At 57.1% G+C, this 21,406-nt stretch carries 14 protein-coding genes; 3 read left to right on the forward strand and 11 right to left on the reverse strand.

All coding sequences use genetic code 11. From position 1 onward, the window contains the following. Positions 1-211: 211 nt before the first annotated feature. The gene (locus tag U5775_RS36720) at positions 212-1,579 is read right to left on the reverse strand and encodes a hypothetical protein (RefSeq protein WP_322063038.1); all 1,368 of its coding nucleotides are present in this window, start codon (positions 1,577-1,579) and stop codon (positions 212-214) included. Positions 1,580-2,328: 749 nt separating this feature from the next. Here U5775_RS36720 and U5775_RS36725 point away from each other — a divergent pair. Together U5775_RS36725 and U5775_RS36730 are read left to right on the forward strand one after the other, a co-directional pair. Next, the gene (locus U5775_RS36725) at positions 2,329-3,282 is read left to right on the forward strand and encodes a glycosyltransferase family 2 protein (protein WP_322063039.1); all 954 of its coding nucleotides are present in this window, start codon (positions 2,329-2,331) and stop codon (positions 3,280-3,282) included. A 1-nt stretch (position 3,283) separates the two neighbouring features. After that, on the forward strand, positions 3,284-3,706 hold the full coding sequence (locus tag U5775_RS36730) for a GtrA family protein (RefSeq protein WP_322063040.1): 423 nt from the start codon (positions 3,284-3,286) through the stop codon (positions 3,704-3,706). Positions 3,707-4,520: 814 nt separating this feature from the next. Here the strand turns inward: U5775_RS36730 and U5775_RS36735 are convergent. The 7 genes from U5775_RS36735 to U5775_RS36765 form a co-directional block, all read right to left on the reverse strand. Next, positions 4,521-6,281, reverse strand: coding sequence for a hypothetical protein (locus U5775_RS36735; RefSeq protein ID WP_322063041.1), 1,761 nt, complete (start codon positions 6,279-6,281; stop codon positions 4,521-4,523). Positions 6,282-6,284: 3 nt separating this feature from the next. Continuing rightward, the gene (locus tag U5775_RS36740) at positions 6,285-8,468 is read right to left on the reverse strand and encodes a glycosyltransferase (protein ID WP_322063042.1); all 2,184 of its coding nucleotides are present in this window, start codon (positions 8,466-8,468) and stop codon (positions 6,285-6,287) included. A gap of 389 nt (positions 8,469-8,857) precedes the next feature. After that, complete coding sequence (locus U5775_RS36745; protein WP_322063043.1) at positions 8,858-11,035, reverse strand: glycosyltransferase; 2,178 nt, start codon at positions 11,033-11,035, stop codon at positions 8,858-8,860. Between the two features lie 13 nt (positions 11,036-11,048). Further along, entirely contained in the window at positions 11,049-13,124 is a 2,076-nt protein-coding gene (locus U5775_RS36750; protein ID WP_322063044.1) for a methyltransferase, read from the reverse strand. 47 nt (positions 13,125-13,171) lie between these two features. After that, entirely contained in the window at positions 13,172-15,364 is a 2,193-nt protein-coding gene (locus tag U5775_RS36755; protein ID WP_322063045.1) for a glycosyltransferase family 2 protein, read from the reverse strand. A gap of 182 nt (positions 15,365-15,546) precedes the next feature. After that, positions 15,547-16,260: an ABC transporter ATP-binding protein gene (locus tag U5775_RS36760; RefSeq protein ID WP_322063046.1), complete on the reverse strand. Its 714-nt coding sequence runs from the start codon at positions 16,258-16,260 to the stop codon at positions 15,547-15,549. A gap of 3 nt (positions 16,261-16,263) precedes the next feature. Continuing rightward, the gene (locus U5775_RS36765) at positions 16,264-17,082 is read right to left on the reverse strand and encodes an ABC transporter permease (protein ID WP_322063047.1); all 819 of its coding nucleotides are present in this window, start codon (positions 17,080-17,082) and stop codon (positions 16,264-16,266) included. A gap of 253 nt (positions 17,083-17,335) precedes the next feature. On the opposite strand from U5775_RS36765, the gene U5775_RS36770 reads away from it, so the two are divergent. After that, positions 17,336-19,285, forward strand: a complete 1,950-nt coding sequence (locus U5775_RS36770) for a glycosyltransferase family 2 protein (RefSeq protein WP_322063048.1) — start codon at positions 17,336-17,338, stop codon at positions 19,283-19,285. A 35-nt stretch (positions 19,286-19,320) separates the two neighbouring features. On the opposite strand, the gene U5775_RS36775 is transcribed toward U5775_RS36770, so the two are convergent. The 3 genes from U5775_RS36775 to U5775_RS36785 form a co-directional block, all read right to left on the reverse strand. Then, positions 19,321-20,220: a glycosyltransferase family 2 protein gene (locus U5775_RS36775; protein WP_322063049.1), complete on the reverse strand. Its 900-nt coding sequence runs from the start codon at positions 20,218-20,220 to the stop codon at positions 19,321-19,323. Continuing rightward, positions 20,217-21,122, reverse strand: coding sequence for a dTDP-4-dehydrorhamnose reductase (gene rfbD, locus U5775_RS36780; RefSeq protein ID WP_322063050.1), 906 nt, complete (start codon positions 21,120-21,122; stop codon positions 20,217-20,219). The genes U5775_RS36775 and rfbD overlap by 4 nt, the downstream gene beginning before the upstream one ends. Positions 21,123-21,139: 17 nt before the next feature. After that, the coding region (locus U5775_RS36785; protein WP_322063051.1) for a dTDP-4-dehydrorhamnose 3,5-epimerase at positions 21,140-21,406 on the reverse strand (267 nt) is incomplete at its 5' end.

A 21,406-nucleotide genomic window follows, 5' to 3' on the forward strand; every position in this document is an offset into this window, starting at 1 on the left:
TACGCTGCGTTTCTTCATGGGTCACGCGCACGGCGCCCGGAGTGTTGCGCTGTTCAGCTTTTCTTCTTCACCGGCCGCACGTAGCCGGCTTTCGCGACCTGGGTCTTGTCGTTGAGCACGAGCGTGTCTTCGGGTACGTGCTTGCGTGCGGATTAACAACTTCCCTAGCTTGCCGAAAACCACCGACACCAGCAAACCACCTTTCCTTTTGTTACCGCGATAACTTACGACGGCTTCGGATCAACTCGCAAATCATCACAATCGCACAAACCAAGGAGGCCAGCACAGCCCAAAAAACATACCGGAAATCGTAGGCCACACCAAAAGGTACATAGGTGAGCATCCAGATCAGCGACGAAAACGCCAGCGGCAAACCTAATCGGCGTACGCCGCTGCTCATGCGGGCAAGGAAAAGCGTCAACCCGGCCAATATCATGGCGACGCAAAACCACGTCAAGGGACTGAAAATCGGACTGTTCCTGAACTTGCCTATCGCAGTTGCCAGACCCGCAAGCCGATCAGGATGCAGCATGGGATACCCCGCCTGATCATTAGACAAACCCGATGAAACGATCGGGAGTGAATTCCTCGAAAGCATGAAGGTCTCGAAGAAGTTCGCTCGCGCCCCGAGATAGGCGGCCGGGTTGCTCAATATCGCATGCACCCACGCACGCACGAGTGTCGCGGTGCCAAAAATATGTTGCCCATTGAGCGCCTCCGTTACAAAAGCGCATCGCCCCCAAGAGTAGATATCCCAACCATTATCGTTCGCGCGGGCTTTGGCATCGCGCTCGAAGCATTCGCCAGTAATGGACTGACTTTGGGGGGGAGACCAGACACCGGGATAAAGGTTCCTCCCCTCGATTGCAGACATCGCTCCAAGATCATAGGTGATGATCGAATGCGCGGCATGGGATTGTGTAGCGTGCGCAATACGCCCAAACGCCGACCAAATAAGCGGCAACGTCAGGAACACCAAACAAACGAGCGCACCACGCTTTTTTGGATTCAAGGTGCTCGGCAGCGCCATGAATACCAACGGGAGTGATGCAAACCAGCCGTTCTGACGAACCAGGACACCGGCCACCACAAGCGCAATCGCGACGACAGACGCCGCCGTTGATATCTCTCCGCGAACCTGCACGCTTCGGTAAATCACTGCGAATGCGAGCAGCCATACGACCGAATGTAGTGAGATATCCCAAATGAATCCCGGCATGTATACGAGCGCCGGGAAAAACGGTACGGCGAAGAAAACCAGACTGATCCATCCGAACCGCCTGCGCGAACTATCCGCAAGGAAGTAGATGGCAAGCCATAGCAACGTACAATTGAGCAGCAGCATGGCCGCTGGACCAAATTTCGCAGGCCATAGAAGGCTGAAGACGAACGTGTAGAACGGCGAGTGCCAATCAGACCATACCCCGCTGATCGCCTGGTGCAGGACATCGGACGTGTCGGACGACATGATACCAGGGAAGAACAAGAGGACTGAGAGCAGACAGCCACACAGCGACAAGACGCCGTAAAGCACCGAAAAGCTGGACCATCCCCGTGCCGCTCGCGACGCGACTGCCATTACTTGTCCCTTTTTCAACTATGCGACCGCATGCGCGCCTACCTTCATCGCGCCCCCTATTTTTTGAACTTCAAGAACCATCGCAGGCCAAGCGTCCGGCTCACCCCATCGTGCCGCTGCTCCTTAATTTTTGCTGGCAAACACTTACAAAAACTCAACGTCTTCCACCTGGATATGTCGTACACGCCGAGGCAGCAGCAAGAATATCTAGCCACTTACATCCGAAACCCCGAACCACCCAGAATCTGCCCCATTGTGGCTGTCCGCCCAACGCCACGCCCGACGCACAAGTCGCATTAGCCGCCCACGAGGACGTATCTTACAGGACCGCGCCGTGACCGGGACCAAGAGGCGAGCTGTCCTACCGCATGCCGGCTGGAGAATCGCCATAAACACAATGTCCTGCACTGTGTCCTGCACTGCGAAAAATCAGGTTAACGAAACGAAGCTTGAAGGAGTTGAGCCAGGCCGCACGCCCTCGAAATGACCTGGTCGGAAATTTCCCGTTGTTGCGCACCAGATGGTCGATATAATCGCACCGCTTCGAGCCTGCACTTTGGCGCCGCCATGGAAAGCTCTGCGCCTGCTGGGTTTGAATTGCGAGATGCGCAGGTTCACCGCTCGCGGGGGTCCCTGCGAAGAGTCCGGAAATGTAACAGGACTCAGTTACAATAGGCATACAGAGTGTCGCATGACGAATCGCATCCACGGCACAAAATATCCTGCCCTTGAAGGACGAAAGACTTCTCATGGTCACGCTTCCCGCTTCGCTGCAGATTGCAGTTGTGATCCCCTGCTACAACGAGGGCGCCACTATCGCCACGGTGGTACGCGATTTCCGCGCAGCAATTCCCACGGCCAGCATCATCGCGTTCGACAATAATTCGACCGACAATACGGCAGAAGCTGCGCGCTCCGCAGGCGCTCGCGTCATTTCTGTTCCATTGCAGGGGAAAGGCAACGTCGTCCGGAGAATGTTCGCCGATGTCGATGCCGACGTGTACGTCATGGTTGACGGCGATGCCACTTACGACGCGCAGGCGGCGCCGCTCCTGATCGACCGTTTGATCCGTCATGGACTCGATATGGTTGTCGGCTCGCGTCTGAGCGAGGAGCGGGCTGCCTATCGACTCGGTCACCGGTTCGGCAACGTACTCCTCACGCAATGCGCCGCGTCGATTTTTGGCAAGACCTTCAAGGACATGCTCTCGGGCTACCGTGTCTTTTCGCGCCGCTATGCAAAGACTTTCCCGGCGCACTCGGCTGGCTTCGAAATTGAAACCGAGCTTGCAGTCCACGCACTCAGCATGCGCATGCCGGTTGCTGAAATCGACACGAGCTATAAATCGCGCCCCGAAGGATCGGTAAGCAAGCTGAACACTTATCGCGATGGCTTCAGAATCTTCACCACGATTATGAAGCTGTTCAAATCGGAACGTCCGTTCGCTTTCTTTTTCAGTTGCTCCCTCATCTGTTTCGCGCTAGCGATAGGGCTGGCGGTTCCGGTTTTCGAGACATATCTTGCCACCGGACTCGTACCACGAATTCCCACGGTCGTTCTCTGCAGCGGGCTTTCGCTGCTCGGCGTCATTCTGCTGACAGGCGGCATCGTGCTGGACACCGTAACCCATGGCCGCAACGAAGCAAAGCGCCTGAGCTACCTCGCCATCCCCCGCTTCGACGCCGACGCAGTCGAGACCTGAAATGCGCAAGCAATTGTTCTTCTTCGCAATCGCGGGGACGATCGGCTTTCTCGTCGATGCGGGCATGCTCTATCTGATGCTCAAACTCCATACCGGACCGTACATCGGGCGGCTCATCTCGTTCCTTTGCGCAGTCTTCGTGACCTGGCAAATCAACCGCCAATATACGTTCGCGCCCAATCAGGGCCGATCCCTGTGGCGCGAATGGAACGAGTACTTGGCGGCGATGGCGTTCGGCGGAGCGTGCAACTATGGAATCTATGTGCTCGCAACCAGAGGGTTGCCAAACACTGCGTACACTCCGCTGATTGCGGTGGCGCTGGGTTCGGTCACCGGCATGGTCGTGAACTTCGTTTCAGCCAAACTTTGGGTCTACGGCCATCGCCAAACCAAAGGCGTACGCACCTCTCGCGAGAACCCCTGAATTGGATCTGAAAAATCGCGAGAGGCGTATGCTGAGGAGTTTTGAGGCCGAAATGGCGCGGGAAGAGTTACGCATTCGACCTGTTGGCCGAGGAAGTGCGCTGGCAATGGGATAAAAATCCGGATGCGTGTTGTTGTTGCCGAGTGCCGCGCGAGCCAGACCCAGCGGCGTGGTACGTGTCACGACGATGGCGGTGTCGATCTCGCCAATGAGGCCCTAGTCCGTCGCTGGCGCCATTCTGCTCGACGATGCGCAGCACGCGGCCGGTCGCGCCGGCACGAGTCGGCTGTAGCCGGTTGGATCCCGAGTATCACGGTGAGATGCCGTAGGCCGCCTTCTGCCCGGACGCGGCGTCAGTGAGGCATTGAGCTTGAGGGCGTCCGGGAGCGGCACGTCAAAGCGCAAACTGATCCGGGTCAAGCGTAAGCGGCCGTGCAATCCATCTTGAGGTTCGGTAAAGCTCTTGGGAGTATCGAGTCCACCTAACGGCCCCCATCCTACATGGAGACCGACGGTGCCGCCCATATCGCGCTTTTACCGTGCGTGGCACATGCGGATATTGTTTTTGTCCAAGAGGCCAGCCTACCTCGAACCGTCCGGCGGTTGACGGCCGAAGAACTCTTCGGCTGCCCTCCCCCACCATCGTCCGCCTCGTTCGTATCTCGCGGAATCTTCAAAACTCACGCATCAATTATGCATGCCCCTGCAAATCCGGCAAAGTTATCCAGGCTTGGCAACCCAACCGCATAAGCCCCAGCAAAATATCCGGGGTTGACCGTCTGCTCAAGCTTCTAAATCTCAGTCTATAACAACATCACGAACCCCGGGCAAAACGACGTAAACTCGCCTTCACAGATGGCCAATCTCCTCGAATCACACGCGCAGTAAAACGCAAAAACCTGGTCCATCGCCACGTTCGAGACCGAATGATTTGATTTGTTTGCGCTATTGCCAATTCTGCGCGGTCACATTCAGCTTGACGCAAGTGGTCCAGATCGAAGATGTGATGATTTCGCGCTTCGAGCAGTGACGTCAGTTCAAGCACCTGCGCATGGTATCGAGAGACTTCCTCCTTTGCCAAATCCGCGCGTTTGCGCTCAGAATATGTTCGAGCCCCTAATTCGGTAACTTTTCCAACTAACCCGGAAATTTGACCATGCAGCCGGTCAGCCTCGGCCAGCGCATCTTGAGCTCGCTTACGATCAATAGTGCTTACGGATTCCAGTTCCTGCATTTGCACCAAAAGATTGCCGGCCCGTTGCCGCTCGGCCTCCGTCAACGCTTCCATCTCGGACACCCGCGCCGCAAGGACTGCAGATTGCTGGTGCGCCCAGTTCGATTGCTCCTGCAATTGACGCACATGGTTGCCTTTGAATTTCCAGGCACTCGCCGGCAAAACGCCGGACAACGGGATATCTACGTTTCTGCTGAACCGCGGAGCGGTCATCACTGCCGTCTTGAGACGTTGTAGCCACTCCTTTCGACGCTCCAGGTTCGTACTGTGATCGGCGAGTTTCGGATCGCAAAGGAAGGCTTCGAAATCCTGATCGACTTGCAGGGCCCTGCGCTTCTGCTGATAGAACAAGTTGCTTCCCCGAAGCCAGCAGGGAACTCCTGCAAGTTGGAGCCATAACGCCACGTGATATGAACAGGAATACCCAATTTCTCCTTGGACTGCATTCGCAAGGCGCGGCCAGCCTCGATAGGCAAGCTGCGCGAGTTCCAGGGCCTGGTAGTCGAAGAAAGGAAAACTTCTTTCCAGATCCTTCATGGATTCACGCGTATCCACAACCTCAATCCGACGATCCGAGTAGGCCTGGAGCATCGTCACGCGAGAGTAATTTCCTGCAAGTGCCGCCAATTCACGCGGCATACCGGACATATTTGCTACATTATTCGTATAGCCCGATACGTTGAGATGGAAAAACAGGCCTGGGCCACGCTGAAGCGGCAAGCTTGCCGTTAGTGTCTGCAGCGCCTCAGTTGCATCATCAAACGAGAACGAAGGCTCGAATCCTGCCTGCGTCATCCATTCGTAGGACAGTTGGTCCCGAACACCAAACATTACCGGACGATAAGTTCGAATATGCTCGACCACACGAGCTTCAAATGGAGTCGTAACCTGCTCTCCCGACGCCACATAGATTTGCGGCTGGAGCAACGACAGAAAGTATTCCGTTACACCGAGGACGAAATCACCCCATTTGTCATTCAGGAATCCCCCTCCATAGAGATGCACAACGCCAACGTTGCGCATCATCCCGATAGGAGATAACGGAAGGCCGCCATCATCCAAAGAAAGCGGCTGAGGAGAAACAAATATGACGCCATCCGCTTTGTATGCCTGACGCACGAACTCGGGAAACTGGGCATCGCCGATAGCATCGGCGGCCATCACGATCACACATCGATGCCGATGCATCTCCTTATGAAAAGAGATGGTATTGAGCATTTGCGCAATGTCGCCAAAATTGCCGTACCCGAAGTCACTTCCCAGCAACAGGACTTTTTCATCGGCGCTCTCCAGGACAGAAATACTGACCTCGTCGCCATAGCAGTAAAAAGACGAACGCATAAGTTAATTAACGGTCAAGTTGAGAGTTTCGCCAGTCGCCGTTTGGCTCGGCTGATTGGCCAGTCCAAAAGTGCTTTTGACGCGAGAAATAAATGCACTCCTGCTGTGACGTTCTGCAATTAACGCCCTCCCTGCACTGGCAAGCGATCTGCTTGCCTCCCACTCAGCATACAAATGCTGAATGGCATAGACATAGTCTTTGACGAGTACATCATCACTTCTTTCGGCGTCAATTAGATAACCCGTGTCCCCTGAAATCACGAGTTCGCTAACCCCGCCAACATCGGGAGCAATCACGGGCAAGCCGCCTGCCATTGCTTCCAACAACACATTGGGCAATCCGTCCAGTTCGCTCGTATAGATTAAGGCATCGTAACTGTCAATCGGCAGCTTGTCGAACCCGTCAAATGAGCCAAGATAGTTCAGATTACCCTCTTCGAACAATACCTGGGGATCGTAACCGGGATCCGTCTTACCGTAGATATCGATTTGAATACGTGGCGCAACGATTTGCAACGCTCGCGCCAATGGAGCAAGTAATTCAGGGCGCTTGTGACGGCAAACCCGGGATGCCCACAGCAAGCGATAGCTCGGCGAGCGAGTCTGCGATCGCGGCCCCGCCGCCATTACGTGCGCATAGATCGTATGGTATCGCTCATGCATTAGCCCGAGACGCTCTTTATCTTGCCGCGCGATATTCTCACAATCGCATATCACCTTCGACAATCGCGGCAACTCCCTGCGCAGTAACTTCAACGTCGAGGGATAAACGAGATGGTGGCCACGCCAATTATATTGATCATCGGAAAATCGATAATAAATACCCTGAAAATGCTTAAGCAACACCGCACCATACGCATCCAGCATTGTGTGCGAAAACACACTGCTTTTGATATGCAAGCGTGCACCTTGCTTGCCGCACGCCAAAAGCAATCTGACGGTCAGTTTGTTTCGTGCTTCATCATTTAAATTCGGAAATGCGTTGTAGAGATCCAATAGAACAGATCGCCGCGGCAGGCGATTTGCCCAGTCGTGCATCTGCGCGGCTTCCCCACACAATACCAGAAACCGGGCGTCCGGATCACTTTCAGCAACCGCATGGAGGACTTGCAAAATATACTTCTCGCCCCCACCCGCATTGAGCCATGGAAGCAATACGACATCCGTGAACGGCCCGCTGCCGATCATACTGAATGCTTCCCCCAGTGCAAATCCCCAATGATCGCTGTGGTACGGCACCGCAATATGACCATGTGAATTCTCGATCCGTGCCAAGTCGATCTCGGGATCGATACGGGATGCTTTCAGTAGATCGCGCGATAGACGGGGCGAATTCATAATTTCCGTCACCGGATTGCAGCGATGAAGGCCATGACGTTGCTCCTCAAATGCACTCCAAGCCAATGCGGATTTTTTTTCGCGCTCCAATTCCGTAGAATACCAAACCGGATCGAAAAGCGGCGTGTGCGGAATGAGTCGCGCCGACAATCCATTCGCTTGCCGCAAAAGGCTTTGTGGACGCTGCCGATAGTACATTGCGGTTTCCGGCGCAACGCAGAAGCGCAATCCCTCGCGTCGCAACCGCGTGACGAATTCCCAATCTTCATAAGCGAATCCTTCTGACAAATGCAGATCAACGTATCGCAGCCGGGAAAACACATTTCTTTCTATGAATATCCTCGAAACAAAAGGATGATCCATGGCAAAATCCGCAACCGTCAGATAGTCATCGTCAAAATATTTCGAAACGAAGAATATCTCACCAAATGCGATCAGATAATTGACGTACGCTACCCAACCGCTGCCCCCTTTCGACGAGACGGTTCGATATAATTCCACGATCGCATTGCTTGAGACCAGATCATCGCCATCGGCGGTCCAGATGTACCTCCCCTCGGAAATGTCGATACCCGCGTTTCGAGCCAACCCCAGTGAACCGACTTCGATCTTTACAACCTTGACATCGACAAAGCCGCTCAAAGGCGTTTCCAAAAATACCCTTTCCGTGATTTCGTCAGTTCTATCAAAAACTGCGATTAATTCACACACCAGGCCGTCCGCCTGAGCTTCAAGAGCACAGGCACTAAGAGACGCCAAGGTTGCTTTTAGAAACGGCCCCTCACGGTGCATATTAAGCACCACGGAAACATCTATTTTCGATTTGCCGCGCACGAGAGTCGTGTTCATATTTGATTTAGCAGGCTGGTAAATTTAGGTCCCATGCATGGGGTTTGCGCAATCAGCGTTCCATATATTGAATTCACGATTTTTTCGCTGCGAACACGTTGCACCCGTCAGATAATCTGCAATCCACCTGATTACGACAATTATTCAGCGCGATCGACACGGAAGCCAACCCATCTTCGATCAAACCCCATAGAAGTTGCCGTGCGCAGCGTGACTGATGTCGCACTGTTCAACATGCGCCACATGCTTGCTACGGGGCGAAAATAATCCTGAGAACACGCTCATATAATGCACTGCGCGAAGGGATTCCATGCATTACTTTACGCTATCGTTACTTCCACGACCAACACTTCGCGGGAAGTATATCAAGCATTCGGAGGCGGCAAGCATCACGTCCGTAGTCGCCTGCGGATCTTGCGCGCCACACCAAGGGCCTTACGGCCAGCCTTGATGGCCCAAGGCGCCCGCGAGCTCAACCATTGTTGCGTCCTGATTGCGAGGAACACTGCCCGACTGTTCTGATAAAACGCCATCTGCCCCCGCAGAACCTGCAACTCGTCCGGCGTTCCACGCGCATCGGCCAATGAGGGCTGACCGCCTTCCAGCACGTACAGCGGCAGTTTCATTGCACTTGCTTCAATCGCCTTTCCCGACAGGAATGAGTGATAAAGCGAGCGATGCCGTGCCACCCGCTCCGGCGTGTGATACATCGAATCGGCCCGGCGCCGATAAAAGAAATGTATGCCGTTCGTAACAATGAATCGTTTCCCCACCGCTACTGCCCGGCTATAGAGGTCCCAGTCCTCGTATGCCTCAAGCTCATCGCGGTAGCGCAACTCACGCAAGGCCGCAGTGCGCGCGATACACGTGGCCGTCGAGAAACGATTTTCATACATACCCATGGCGCGCGCTTCGCCGTAGAAGACTGCGTAATCCGTGAATGCCGCCTGCTCGCCTATCTGCCCCTCTTCGGTATCGAGAAAAAATCCCGTTTGGGGAACCACAAAGTCATACGCGGGATTGCGCTGCAACGCGTCAATCGCCAGCGCGATGAACGATGGGCTAATGAGGTCATCAGCATCGAGCGTCAAGACATACTCGCCGCGCACATGCTCGAGCGCCACGTTGCGCGTTGCCGCAAGGCCAAGATTCATCGGATTGCGAATGATTCTCAAACGCTCGCCGGCTGCGCCAAGCCTTTCCACTGTCAGCTGGCTCAATTCGTCGGTGGAACAATCGTCCACCACGACGATTTCAATGTTCTCGTACGTCGATGCAAGCACGGAATCGAGCGTGCGAGGCAGGTACGCGCCAAGATTGAAATGGGGTACGACGACGGAAACGAGGGGTCTCTGCGCACGGCCAACAGATTCAGATGAGACAGGTCGTGCCAAGGCCCAAGGAACTGGGTCGCTCGGCACTTCCACAACTGTATGTACGTCGCCTTGGAACGCGTGCGTCAACGCGTCAGCCAGACCCTCCGCTGTGCCATCAAACTTGACGCAGTTCTCACCGTTACGCCAGGGCGAGCGATCGCCGAACGCCGGATTGACGCCGTTAAGCACACAAACTGCGCCAGCAAGCGACGCCTCATAGGCCGAAAGACAGTACGACTCGAATGGCGAAGCAGTTACACTAATCGAACGTGTAATCAACCGGGCGCGCTCCAGCGGACTCGCCGAATCCATAAACACGAAACGCCCCTTCAAATCCGGTGCGATCATGCGCTGGATCTTCGCCTTGGCCTCCGGGGAGGAATGCGCAGCAAAGACAATCGACCCGCGATAAGCCGGATTTGCGCGCAGGAAACCGCAGGCCCCACGCAGGAAGAGATCCGGGCGCTTTAGGTGCTGAATCTTCGAAGGAAAAACGATCGGTGTATCTTCAGTTGGCCTGATTGGCTGGGTCGCCACCCCGCCAAAGTCGAGGGTGACAGGCGGAGCGTGGACACATTGGCGCGCCACCCAATCCTCGTCTGCAAAACCGAAGAATTGCTGAACTGCGCGGCCCACTTCTGGCAATTGTGCAACGATACGATCACAATCTGCCAGGGCCTTGCGCTCGAGATCGAAAATGGCCAACATTTGCTTGTCGAGCGCACGCGCGTCGACGTTGGCGAGCAGACTGTCGGCCGTATGCAGACGCACCGCCAGCACGCTGTCGCCAAATCCACGGCCCAGCAATTTTTCCTGGACCGTCGCGAAGGCAAGCCCGCCCCAATCGGGAAACTCAATGTAGTCGGCTGCCCCCACGTCGCGCACTAGCCGTTTGATCCCTTGCAGTGCCGCCACTGAGCGCCAGTGCCACTCCGTATCCGTAAAGGCCCATTCCGGCGGATAGCTGATGCCCTCTTCGTCCACAAGTTCATAGTTGGTGCGCGTAGCCATCACCAACTTGACGCAAGGATAGACAGACGCGAAAGCTGTAGAGTCGATAGCGTCGCCCACCCACACCACGGCCGTATTGGCGGCGTCATCTGCGCAAAGTGTAGACAGCATGTTGGAGATCGCCCGGCCAATCCCTCCATGCGTGAATGGAAACAGCTCCGTCGTAACGAATACTCTCATTGATTTGGCATCCTTAGATTTCCAGGAATTCACGATAGCGCTTTATCGAGAGATCGCGCAGGCGTTCTGTGTAGTCGTTCATAAGACCGCGAAGCTCGGACTCATCCGTCGCAAGGACATTCCGAATGCAACCGGCGACATCCTCCACACTCATCGGATTCTCGACCGACGTGAGGCCGACGTAGGGATGATCCTCGAGCCCATCGAGAAACAATGGCCCACGCACGCTTGGCGTACCCACTGCAAGTGCCTCAAGGTCGACCATTGGGTGGCAATCGATCGTCGTCACGTTCAGCACGAGGTCCATCGTAGCCATCAATTCGAGCATGCTCGCGTGGTCGCGGTAGCCGACTTTCTTCACCTTGGTGGACAGCCACCTAGGCAACTGGAAGTCTTTCGCGACAACATAGATCGAATCAACCGAATCCACGGTATGCGCCGCCAGTACATTCGTCGTCAAGTTCTTGCGCAAGTCGTTCCACGACGGCGCGAGCGCGGTGAACTGCCCGGGGCATCTCGCCCGACGGCTGACGACCCCGAGGTTAACCTTGGGCGGCATGTTGACGAGCTGCGGCGCGAAGTTTCGCTCACCGACGATCGGTCCCAAGCCACGGCGAATAGCGCTAAAGCGCTTCACACGCCCATCGCGAGCCATCTTGATCGCCATTTGCGCGTAACGCCGCTCGTCCTCCCACACCCATTGCGTGGTCGTCCCGTGCCAGACGAGGTATTGCTTGTCGAAGCCGTTCTTGGAGAACGCACGCGAAAGCATATACATGCCATCGGATATGCCGTGCAGCACGATCTTTTCGATCTTCAGGTCGGCCAGCCGCCACATGATCGCCTCAATTTCGCGTACGGGAATCGATTTGTTCGACGGGATGGAAAGCTTATGGCCCGGCAACGCTCCGACCGCCGACCGAATTCCCATCCAGTCGTGATGGAAGATATGGCACACGCGGTCGAAATGAGCATCCTCATTCGCATAGATCGTGTCGCGCGACGCTTGCCACTCCACGGACGGTGTCTCGGGAAATGCGCTGGAGAAACTATTTTGGGCCGCGTCATTAGATGCAACGGGCACAACGTGGATAGGGGCAATTTCCTTGTGCACCTCGGCCACGAGGCCGTGCAGGCGACTTCTCAACTCCTGTACATTGCGCAGGTTTGCACACTGCTCCCGTAGACTTTCACATTCCTCACGCAGGCGGCTGCATTCGTCGCGCGCGGCCGCGAGTTCGAGGGCCTGCTCATCCAGCGTGCGGCGTTGGTGCTCGGAATTTTCCGCGAGATCGTGAAGTTTGCTTTCGAGCGTTGCGGTACTGCCTAATGCCAATTCATCTTGCATCCCGGCTAGCGCCGATTTGAGACGCGCAAGGCCGAGTTGCAAGCGTTCTGCGTCGGGCAATGCGCGCACCGGCTCACCCGAAATCGCGATCTGGACTTCGCGCCTGCGATCACGCACCGGACGGATCTGGTACACACCGTGCTCTTCAACTGCGTCCTGAAAAATCAGCACGCTGGAATCGACAGCAAGGTCCCCCGCATAATCGTGTACCCAACAGCCGCCGTGCCAGTTATTCTCGCGCAGATCGAATGGAACGATCTGATTTTCGATGAGAAGCAAATAGCCGTCATCGCGCAGCAATGTCTGCATTTCGCCAATCAGACTCCTGGCATCTTCGCGCGCGTTGTGAATGAGCACGGACACGGTAAAGACCACATCGAAGCGTTGTACTCCAAATGCATCCGTCACACTCGATGCCACACGAACGCGTTCGGCCACGTCGGGCAGTCCTTCCGGCGGGGAATCCAGCAACTGTTGCACCATCGACGGCGAAAAGTCATAGCCGTGATAGACAACGAACGGGCACGCAGCAAGCACGCGCGCCATGCGCCCGAACCCGCAGCCGAAGTCCAGCACGCTGAGCGGACGCCCCAGGCGCTCACTCTCGGAACGAAGATGCGCGACAAGCCATGCTTCCTGCTCGCGGTAGCGGCTGCGGCCCTGCTCGGTACGCCCCTTCTGCTGCTGCTCGTATTCGGCACCCGACTGCTGCCGCCAATAGTTTTCGTTCACCTTTGCCATTACCGGGTCCTGTGTACTGTTCCTGCTTCACACCTGCTTGCGGACACTCACGCGCTCCGTGCCTGCCTGATGCGTCCACCCAGCCACTTGAGAAGGCCTCGCGTCCAACCCGGCAAACGGTCAAGCTGGGCACGCAAAGCCAAGGCCGCTCGAACTGTCGGGCTGTTCTCATACAAGGCGAGCCGGGCACGCAAGGAAGAAACGGACTCGCCTTGCAATCCGCCGTTGATACCCTCCAGCACAAACATGGGCAAACGGATGCGACCAAACGCTATCTGCTTGTCACGCACGATATCGTGGTAGTAAAGCCCAATGCGCCGCGTTGCAGCCTCGGAATGAATCATCGAATTCCGGCGATGGCGATAATAGAAATGAACTGCATTCGTCACGACAAACCGCTTGCGCATCATGATCGAGCGCAAATACAGATCCCAGTCCTCAAATGCGCTCAATGTCTCGTTGTAGCGCATTGAGCGCAGCACTTCCATACGCGACATGAGCGTCGCCGTCGAAAACCGGTTTTGCACGAACCCGGACGAGCGCGCTTCGCCAATGAACGTGATGCACAACGACCAGTCATCCTGCTGGGGCCTTGCACCCGGCTCGTCGTCGAAATACGCGGTCTGTGGCACGACAAACGAGACGTCAGCATGCTTTGCCAGCGTCGCCGCGGCGACGCCGACAAAACGATGATCTATCAGGTCGTCGGCGTCGAGCGTCAGCGCAAACTCGCCGCGCGCGTGTTCGACCGCAACATTGCGCGTTCCCGCGAGCCCCCGGTTCTGCGGCGACCTGACCACACGGATGCGAGGATCGTTGCGCTGCTCGAGTCGCCGCACAGCTTCGAGGCTATGCTCATCGGTCGATGCATCGTCAACGACAATCACCTCCAGATTCGGGTAATCAGAAGCAAGAGCGTTGTCGACCGTCTCGGCGAGATACACCCCAAGATTGAAGTGCGGGACCAGTACGCTGACGAGCGGCAACGGCGCTCTCGGTTCTTCGCTATCGGCATGTTGGGGCGACGCCTTCAGACACCATGGCCGCACACCAGGCACGACGGAAACCGGCTGCATGGTTTTTGGCGCAGCAAATACCGCCGACAACGTGCGTGCGAGACCTGCGGGCGAGCCGTCGAACTTCGCGCAGTTGTGTCCGTCAAGCCAGGGCGAAGATGAATCGAATGCAGGGTTGGCGCCATTCAGAACGCAAAAGGCTCCAGCAAACGATGCCTCGTAGGCCGCAAGGCAAAACGATTCGAAGGTGCCAGGAAAGACGCACACTGATTCGCAAATGGCGCGGTGCCTTTGCTCGGACGACGTGCCCTGCACAAATTCGAAACGCCCCGCAAACGCTGCCGGAACCAGTGCACGCACCTCTTCAAGGTACGCAGCATCGTCCACCATGGCAATCAACCGGATTTGACCGCGATAGTCCGGTCGCGCTCTCAGGAATGCGAGGCACCCTCGTATGAAAACGTCCGGCCGCTTGATCCGCTGAATCTTCGAAGAAAATACAACGGGCGTATCGAGCGTCGGCAATATCGATTCGTTCGCCGCCTCTCCCCGATCAAGCATCACGGGCGGCGCGTCTATCACCAGACGAGGAGTCCATTCGTCGTCCTCGAAATCGAAAACACGCTGCATAAAGGCCGCTGGCCCTGGCGCCTGACCAATTATCAGATCGCAGTCCGCTATTGCCTTGCGCTCGAGATCATAGAACGCGAGCGACATATGATCGACGAGTTTGCCCTCCACGGCATTGAGCACGCTATCGGACGTATGCAGACGAACGGCAAGCGTCGCTTGTTCAAACGCGAGCCCAAGGCGCTTTTCCTGAACTGAAGCAAATGCTGCCCCTCCCCAGTCGGCAAACTCGACGTATTCGAGCGCGCCGCGTTCGCGTTCAAGGCGTTTGAGCGCCTGCATCGCGCGCACGGACTCCGCGTGCATGGGATGAGTCGTATAAAAGTCAACGGGGGCGTAGCGCAATCCCGTCACTTCATCGCGTTCGGCGTACGTGCGCGGCGAAGCATCGACGAGCAACACATGAGGGAACCGCTCGGTGAAGCGCGCGCGATCGAGCGGTTCGCCGAGAAAAACGACCGCGAATCGCGGCTCGCGAGGCTCGCCCGTGGATGCGACCTCGGGCTGATCGAGCATATTCGCAATAGCGCGCCCGATTCCGCCTGCCGTGAAGGGGAAAAGCTCCCCTGTAACGAATACCCTCAGTCCCGCCATGCAGCCTCCGCGCGCGCGTGATTCATCGTCGCCGTGGCGGCGCCGTGTGCACAAACGACGCTATTCGTCAGTGCGCCCGGGGCGGCGGTCCAGCGCAATCCGGCCTGCCCTCGCAACAAGTGTTGCCATGCAGGCATACAAGCCAGCGCCCATGCTTTACGCCGTCGATGCATATAGCCGTTTCAGACCCGGTGCACGTTCTTGACCGTGCCGCCTTCCATTTCGATGATCACGTTGCAGAGATCGTCGATGATCTTGCGATTGTGAGAAGCGAGGACAAGGATGTCGGCCTTACCAACGAATTCCTCCATATGCTTCTCGGCCTTCTTCACGAAATCAGCGTCGCCGACGCTCAGCCACTCGTCCATCAGCAGCACGTCGGCATGTACTGCAGTAACGATCGAGAATGCAAGACGAAGCACCATACCGCTCGAGTATGTCCGTACCGGCATGTTGAGATACTCGCCGAGTTCCGAGAACTCGGCAATCTGCGGTGTGAGATGCGTCATCTGAGCTTTGCTCGAACCGAGAATAAGGCCGCGCAGGACGATGTTCTCGTAGCCCGTGGCTTCGTAATCAAGGCCGAGTGTGAGATCGAGCAGGCTCGTAACGCGGCCCTGGCTTCGCATGACTCCTGCCGTGGGCTCGTAGATGCCGGCCAGCAAGCGCAGCAGCGTGGTCTTGCCCGCGCCGTTGTGTCCCACCAGGCCGACCCGGTCCCCGGCGTTGATTTCGAGCGATACGTCGCGCAGCGCCTGAACGACGGTCAGCTTACGGCTGTCCGCAGCAATCCGGCCGCCCGTCACCGACGACAGCACCATTTGTTTTAGCGACCGGTTGCCCGCACCATAGACCGGCAAGCTGAGGCTGCAATTATCCAGTTTGAGAAACGCCATGACTCAGATCCAGAATGCGATACGGGAGCGAAAACGAATGAACAGCGGGATTGCAATCGCGAACAGAATCACAGTCGTAATCCCCGTGCCGATATAGACCGAAGCATCCGGCAACGGACCATAGAGAGGCCCGCGCACGAGTTCGATGAACATATAGAGCGGGTTGTAGGTCGCGACATATGCCCGATGGCCTAGTGCGTTCGGCTTCCAGAAAATCGGCGTAACGAAGAACGCAAGCTGAACAATGCTGCCGACGATCGGTTGCATGTCGCGAAAGCGCGCGCAAAAAATGCCGAGTATCACCGACAGCGGTATCGCCGCAATGACAATGATGAGCAATCCCGGGATGACCATGAGCCATTGCGCGCTGGGGAGAATCTTCAGGTAGATCATCACCGGAACGTACGCTAGTACGTTGTGAGCGAAGAACAGCATGTTACGGTAGACAACCCGGAATATGTGCAGAGAAATTGGCAGCCGCACCGAGCGAACGATGCTGTCGGAGCCGATAAACGCGTTACAGGCATCGAGAATCAACGCGGAGATAAGGCCCCACGTGATGATGCCCAACGCCAGATAGGGAACGAATTCCTCCATCTTGATATTGAGAAGCGCGCCATAGAGCGGTCCCATGCCGGCTATCGTCACAACCATCGTCAGCGTAATCCAGAATGGCCCAAGGACAGAACGGCGATATCGTTGACGGATGTCCTGCCACGCGAGCGTCATCCAGATCGGGTAAGCCTTGACCCCATCAATCACATCGCGCAGCGCAAGTGCGGCCCGGCTTTCGCCGCCTCGCACCAAAGATTGTTGTTGCATGTTGAGTGTGACCCTATAACCCCAATAAATTGCTGACCATGTCACCATTCACCACAGCCAATCGGTACCGAGTAGCCGTCATGCCAAACGTCCGGCACTTCTGATAGCGAGGCAGTATTGTAAATGTGACTACCCTATAGTTCCATTGCCCGCCAACGCGTGGTGAGCAACCCGGCCGCGCCGCTATAATCGACTCTTCAGCGTAAGGCACGTCTGCTTACGCCTCGACCGTACTTCCCGCATCCATCCGCCCATGACCAAGTCTCCCTCCAGCGACGCACCGAACGCGACCACGGACCTCGGTGCCGTACGGCGTGTGCGCCAGGCAATCCAGTCGGCCGCACGCCACGTGCGAATGCATGGCGGCTTCTGGAACACCCTCACACACGACTACGCCATCCTGCGCAAGGAGGGCTTGGGTGGCATCACGCGTCGCGCCAACCGGATACTCGCCAGTTCAACCTTCGAGGACAGCCCAGAAGCCTACGCGAGCTGGATCGAGCAACACGACCAGATCGACGATACAAAGCGTGCAACCCTGCGCCATGCGGTTGACGCTCTGGCACGACGTCCGCTGATCTCGATTGTCGTGCCAACTTACAATACTGACATCTCGCTCCTTCAGCAGATGCTCGACTCCGTAGGCGCGCAGATCTATCCCGACTGGGAACTCTGCATCGCAGACGACGCGTCGCCCAATGCCGCGGTGCGCACGACGCTCAAGCAATATGCCGATCGCGATACGCGCATCAAGGTCGTCTTTCGCGAACACAACGGCCACATTGCTGAGGCGAGCAACAGTGCCCTCGCGCTCGCAACGGGCGACTATGTCGCGTTGCTCGATCACGACGATGTCATTCCCGAGCACGCACTTTACATGGTCGCGAAGGCGATCAACGAGCATCCCGACGCCCGCCTCTTCTACAGTGACGAGGACAAGCTGTCACCAGAAGGCCAGCGAATCAGCCCATACTTCAAGAGCGACTGGAATCCGGAGCTCTTCCTGAGCCAGAATCTCTTCGCGCACCTCGGTGTGTACGAAACGACTCTCGTCAGAGAGGCAGGCGGTTTCCGCAAAGGTTTCGACGGCAGCCAGGACCACGATCTCACCATGCGCTGCGTCGAGATCGCCGGACACGCTGCTGTTCACCACATCCCGCACGTGCTATACCACTGGCGCGTCATTCCTGGCAGCACCGCAGCGGCCGGCTCCGAAAAGCCGTACGCGCTCGAAGCAGGAATCCGTGCCGTCCAGGACCACCTGCGCCGAACAGGTGTGGCCGCAACGGTCGAACAGACGGCAAGCGACATCGGCCTCATGCGCGTTCGCTACACACTGCCTTCGCCGCCACCGCTCGTCTCCATCGTGATTCCGACCCGTGACGGCGTAGAGCTGTTGCAACAGTGCATCGAAAGCATCTTCGCACGCAGCACGTATCCGAATTTCGAGATTCTCATCGTCGACAACGGCAGCGTGAAACCCGAAACGCTCCAGTATTTCGAAGCGCTTCGCGCACGCCCCAACATCGAGATCCTCCGCGACGACAGGCCATTCAACTTCTCCGCGCTCAACAATGCGGGCGTGGCACGAACAAACGGCGAGTTCGTCTGCCTGCTCAACAACGACATCGAGGTCATTTCCCCAGACTGGCTGGAAGAGCTCGTGTCAATCGCGGCCCAACCCGGCAACGGCGCAGTCGGCGCATGCCTCTGGTACCCCGACGACACGCTCCAGCACGGTGGCGTCACGCTCGGCATCGGGGGCATCGCAGGACATATCCATACGCGGCTGCGGCGCGGCTCGTTCGGCTATTTCGGCCGCGCCGTCTCGACGCAAAACTTTTCCGCCGTCACTGCCGCCTGCCTCGTCGTGCGCCGCTCGGTCTACGATCAGGTACACGGCCTGGACGAAGAACTCGCCGTTGCGTTCAACGACGTCGACTTCTGCCTTCGTGTTCGCGAAGCAGGATACCGTAACGTCTGGACACCGCACGCCGAACTCTATCACCACGAGTCAGCCACGCGCGGACCAGACCTCTCGCCCGAAAAAGCCCAGCGATTCCTTCGAGAAATACAACTCATCAAAGACCGTTGGGGCAAGCTTCTAGAACACGACCCCGCCTATAACCCGAACCTGACGCTCGATCTGGCGAAGCACTCATTCGCCCTCTCCGACACGCCGCGCATCGGCCAGTTTGACTGACTGCTGACGTTCACGTTCTTCTCTCTCACAATTCGTTACAGCGTGCCCATGCGCCCCGCGAGTCCGTGCCAAAGGCCGCGCAATGCCATCTGGACGTGCTTGCGCGCGTCCGGAATAAACAATATGTAGATAAGCAAGCGGGCTGGCAATTTGACGAGCTCCGTCGATTTCCACGAGAACGGTACATAACCACGTTTGAGCAGCGCCACCACGTTGCGAAAAAGATAGTAGTGCCGCACGGCACTATGCATCGGATAATTACGCCCGAACGCACGGATGGGCTTGCCGCCCAGTTCGTGGCTCATCCGAACCCATGGCACACCGAGCACACGATATCCACGTGCATGCGCACGCATGCACCACTCGGTATCGACCAGGTCGATGAACAGTGCATCGTCCATGGGTCCCACTTCGCTCCAGCATGCCAGGTTGATGCAGGAACCAGACGTAATCAAAAAATCAACCTCGAGCGGCACTTCGCCGACCGGCATGACGCGCTTGAGCCTGAAGTAGCCAAAGCGGACAAACGGTGCCACGCCGCGCAGCCGCGCATCCTCATACGCGGGACCGGCCACCGCTACGCGCTCATGGCGCTGCTCGCATGCGCGCAGTACGCTCGTCAACTCTCCGATCAGCTCTTCGGTTGGCTCGCTATCCTGGTCGAACAGCATGGCGAACATGCGACCATCGGCGATCAGTTGCGCAACGCCCTGATTCAGCGCCGTCGCAATCCCCACGTTGCGTCCGTTCGGCAAATATGCAATCCCCGGATCCAATAACGGCCTAGCCTCGTTCTCAGCACTTCCAGCGGGTGTGTTATCCACGACGACACAACGACACATGCGACCGACGCGATTGGCGCGCTCGATACAGGCGTTGTCGGGATGATAGAAGACGATGACTGCGCCGACCTCGGCCGCCTCAATTGGGCTCATCGTGCCTGCCCCAGGCACAGTTCGAGCGCCTCGCGCCAGTTTGGTGGAACCAGCCCAAACGTCGCAGCAAACTTCGCACAATCGAGCCGGGAATTGGCAGGCCGAATTGCGGGAACCGGGTACTCAGCTGTCGAGATCGGTGTCACGCGCGGCGGTGAAGGCAGGTTCGCGTGAGCAAATATCGCCTCCGCAAAGCCTGCCCACGACGTGCTGCCGGTCGCGCTTAGATGATAGGTTCCGCTTACGCGTTCTGCCCACTCAGGCCATGCCTCTGCAGCACTCGCACCCTGCGCCAGCACGTGTGAAGTGAGTGCGGCAAGCGTGACCGCCCAGGTTGGCGCGCCAAACTGGTCGGCCACTACGCGCAACTCCGATCGTTGTTCAGCGAGCTTGAGCATCGTAAGGAGAAAATTCTTGCCGCGCAGCCCATATACCCAGCTCGTGCGAAAGATCAGATGCGCGCAACCCGATGCGCGAATCGCCTGCTCGCCTTCCAGTTTGGTCGCACCATAGCCGCTACACGGATGAGTGAGATCGTCTTCTCGATACGGTCTATCCAACATGCCATCGAACACGTAGTCCGTCGAATAGTGAACCAGGAGTGCACCGACGCGCTTCGCTTCCTCGGCCAAGGTCGCGGGCGCATCCGCGTTGATTTGCCTCGCGGCGGCAACCTCAGTTTCGGCCTGATCGACTGCCGTATACGCCGCGGGATTCACGATCATCGTGGGCCGCACTTCGCGAATGCATCGGCGAATCGCGTCGGAACTGCCGAGATCGAGCATGGCTCGGTCAGCCGCGACGACGCGTCCGAGCCCCTGCAATGTCCGCAGCAGTTCGAAACCCACCTGGCCATTGACGCCAGTGACAAGGATCACGTGATCGCGGGCTTGCTCAGGCATGGGCCACAGTCCCCGAGTCACTCAAAACACTCGGCTTCGGCGAGCCGCTTGCCCGCCGCATCCTTCGCCGCCAGCAACGGCTCGAAGTCGATCGGCCATTCGATGCCGATCGCGGGATCGTTCCACACGATGCTGCGCTCGTGCTCGGGGAACCAGTAATCGGTCGTCTTGTAGAGGAACTGCGCCGACTCCGAAATGACGACGAAGCCATGCGCGAAACCCGGCGGCACCCACAACTGCCGATGATTCTCCGCAGAAAGATGTACGCCGACCCACTTGCCGAA

The sequence above is a fragment of the Paraburkholderia sp. J63 genome, assembly GCF_905220245.1.
In the GTDB taxonomy this organism is placed as follows: domain Bacteria; phylum Pseudomonadota; class Gammaproteobacteria; order Burkholderiales; family Burkholderiaceae; genus Paraburkholderia.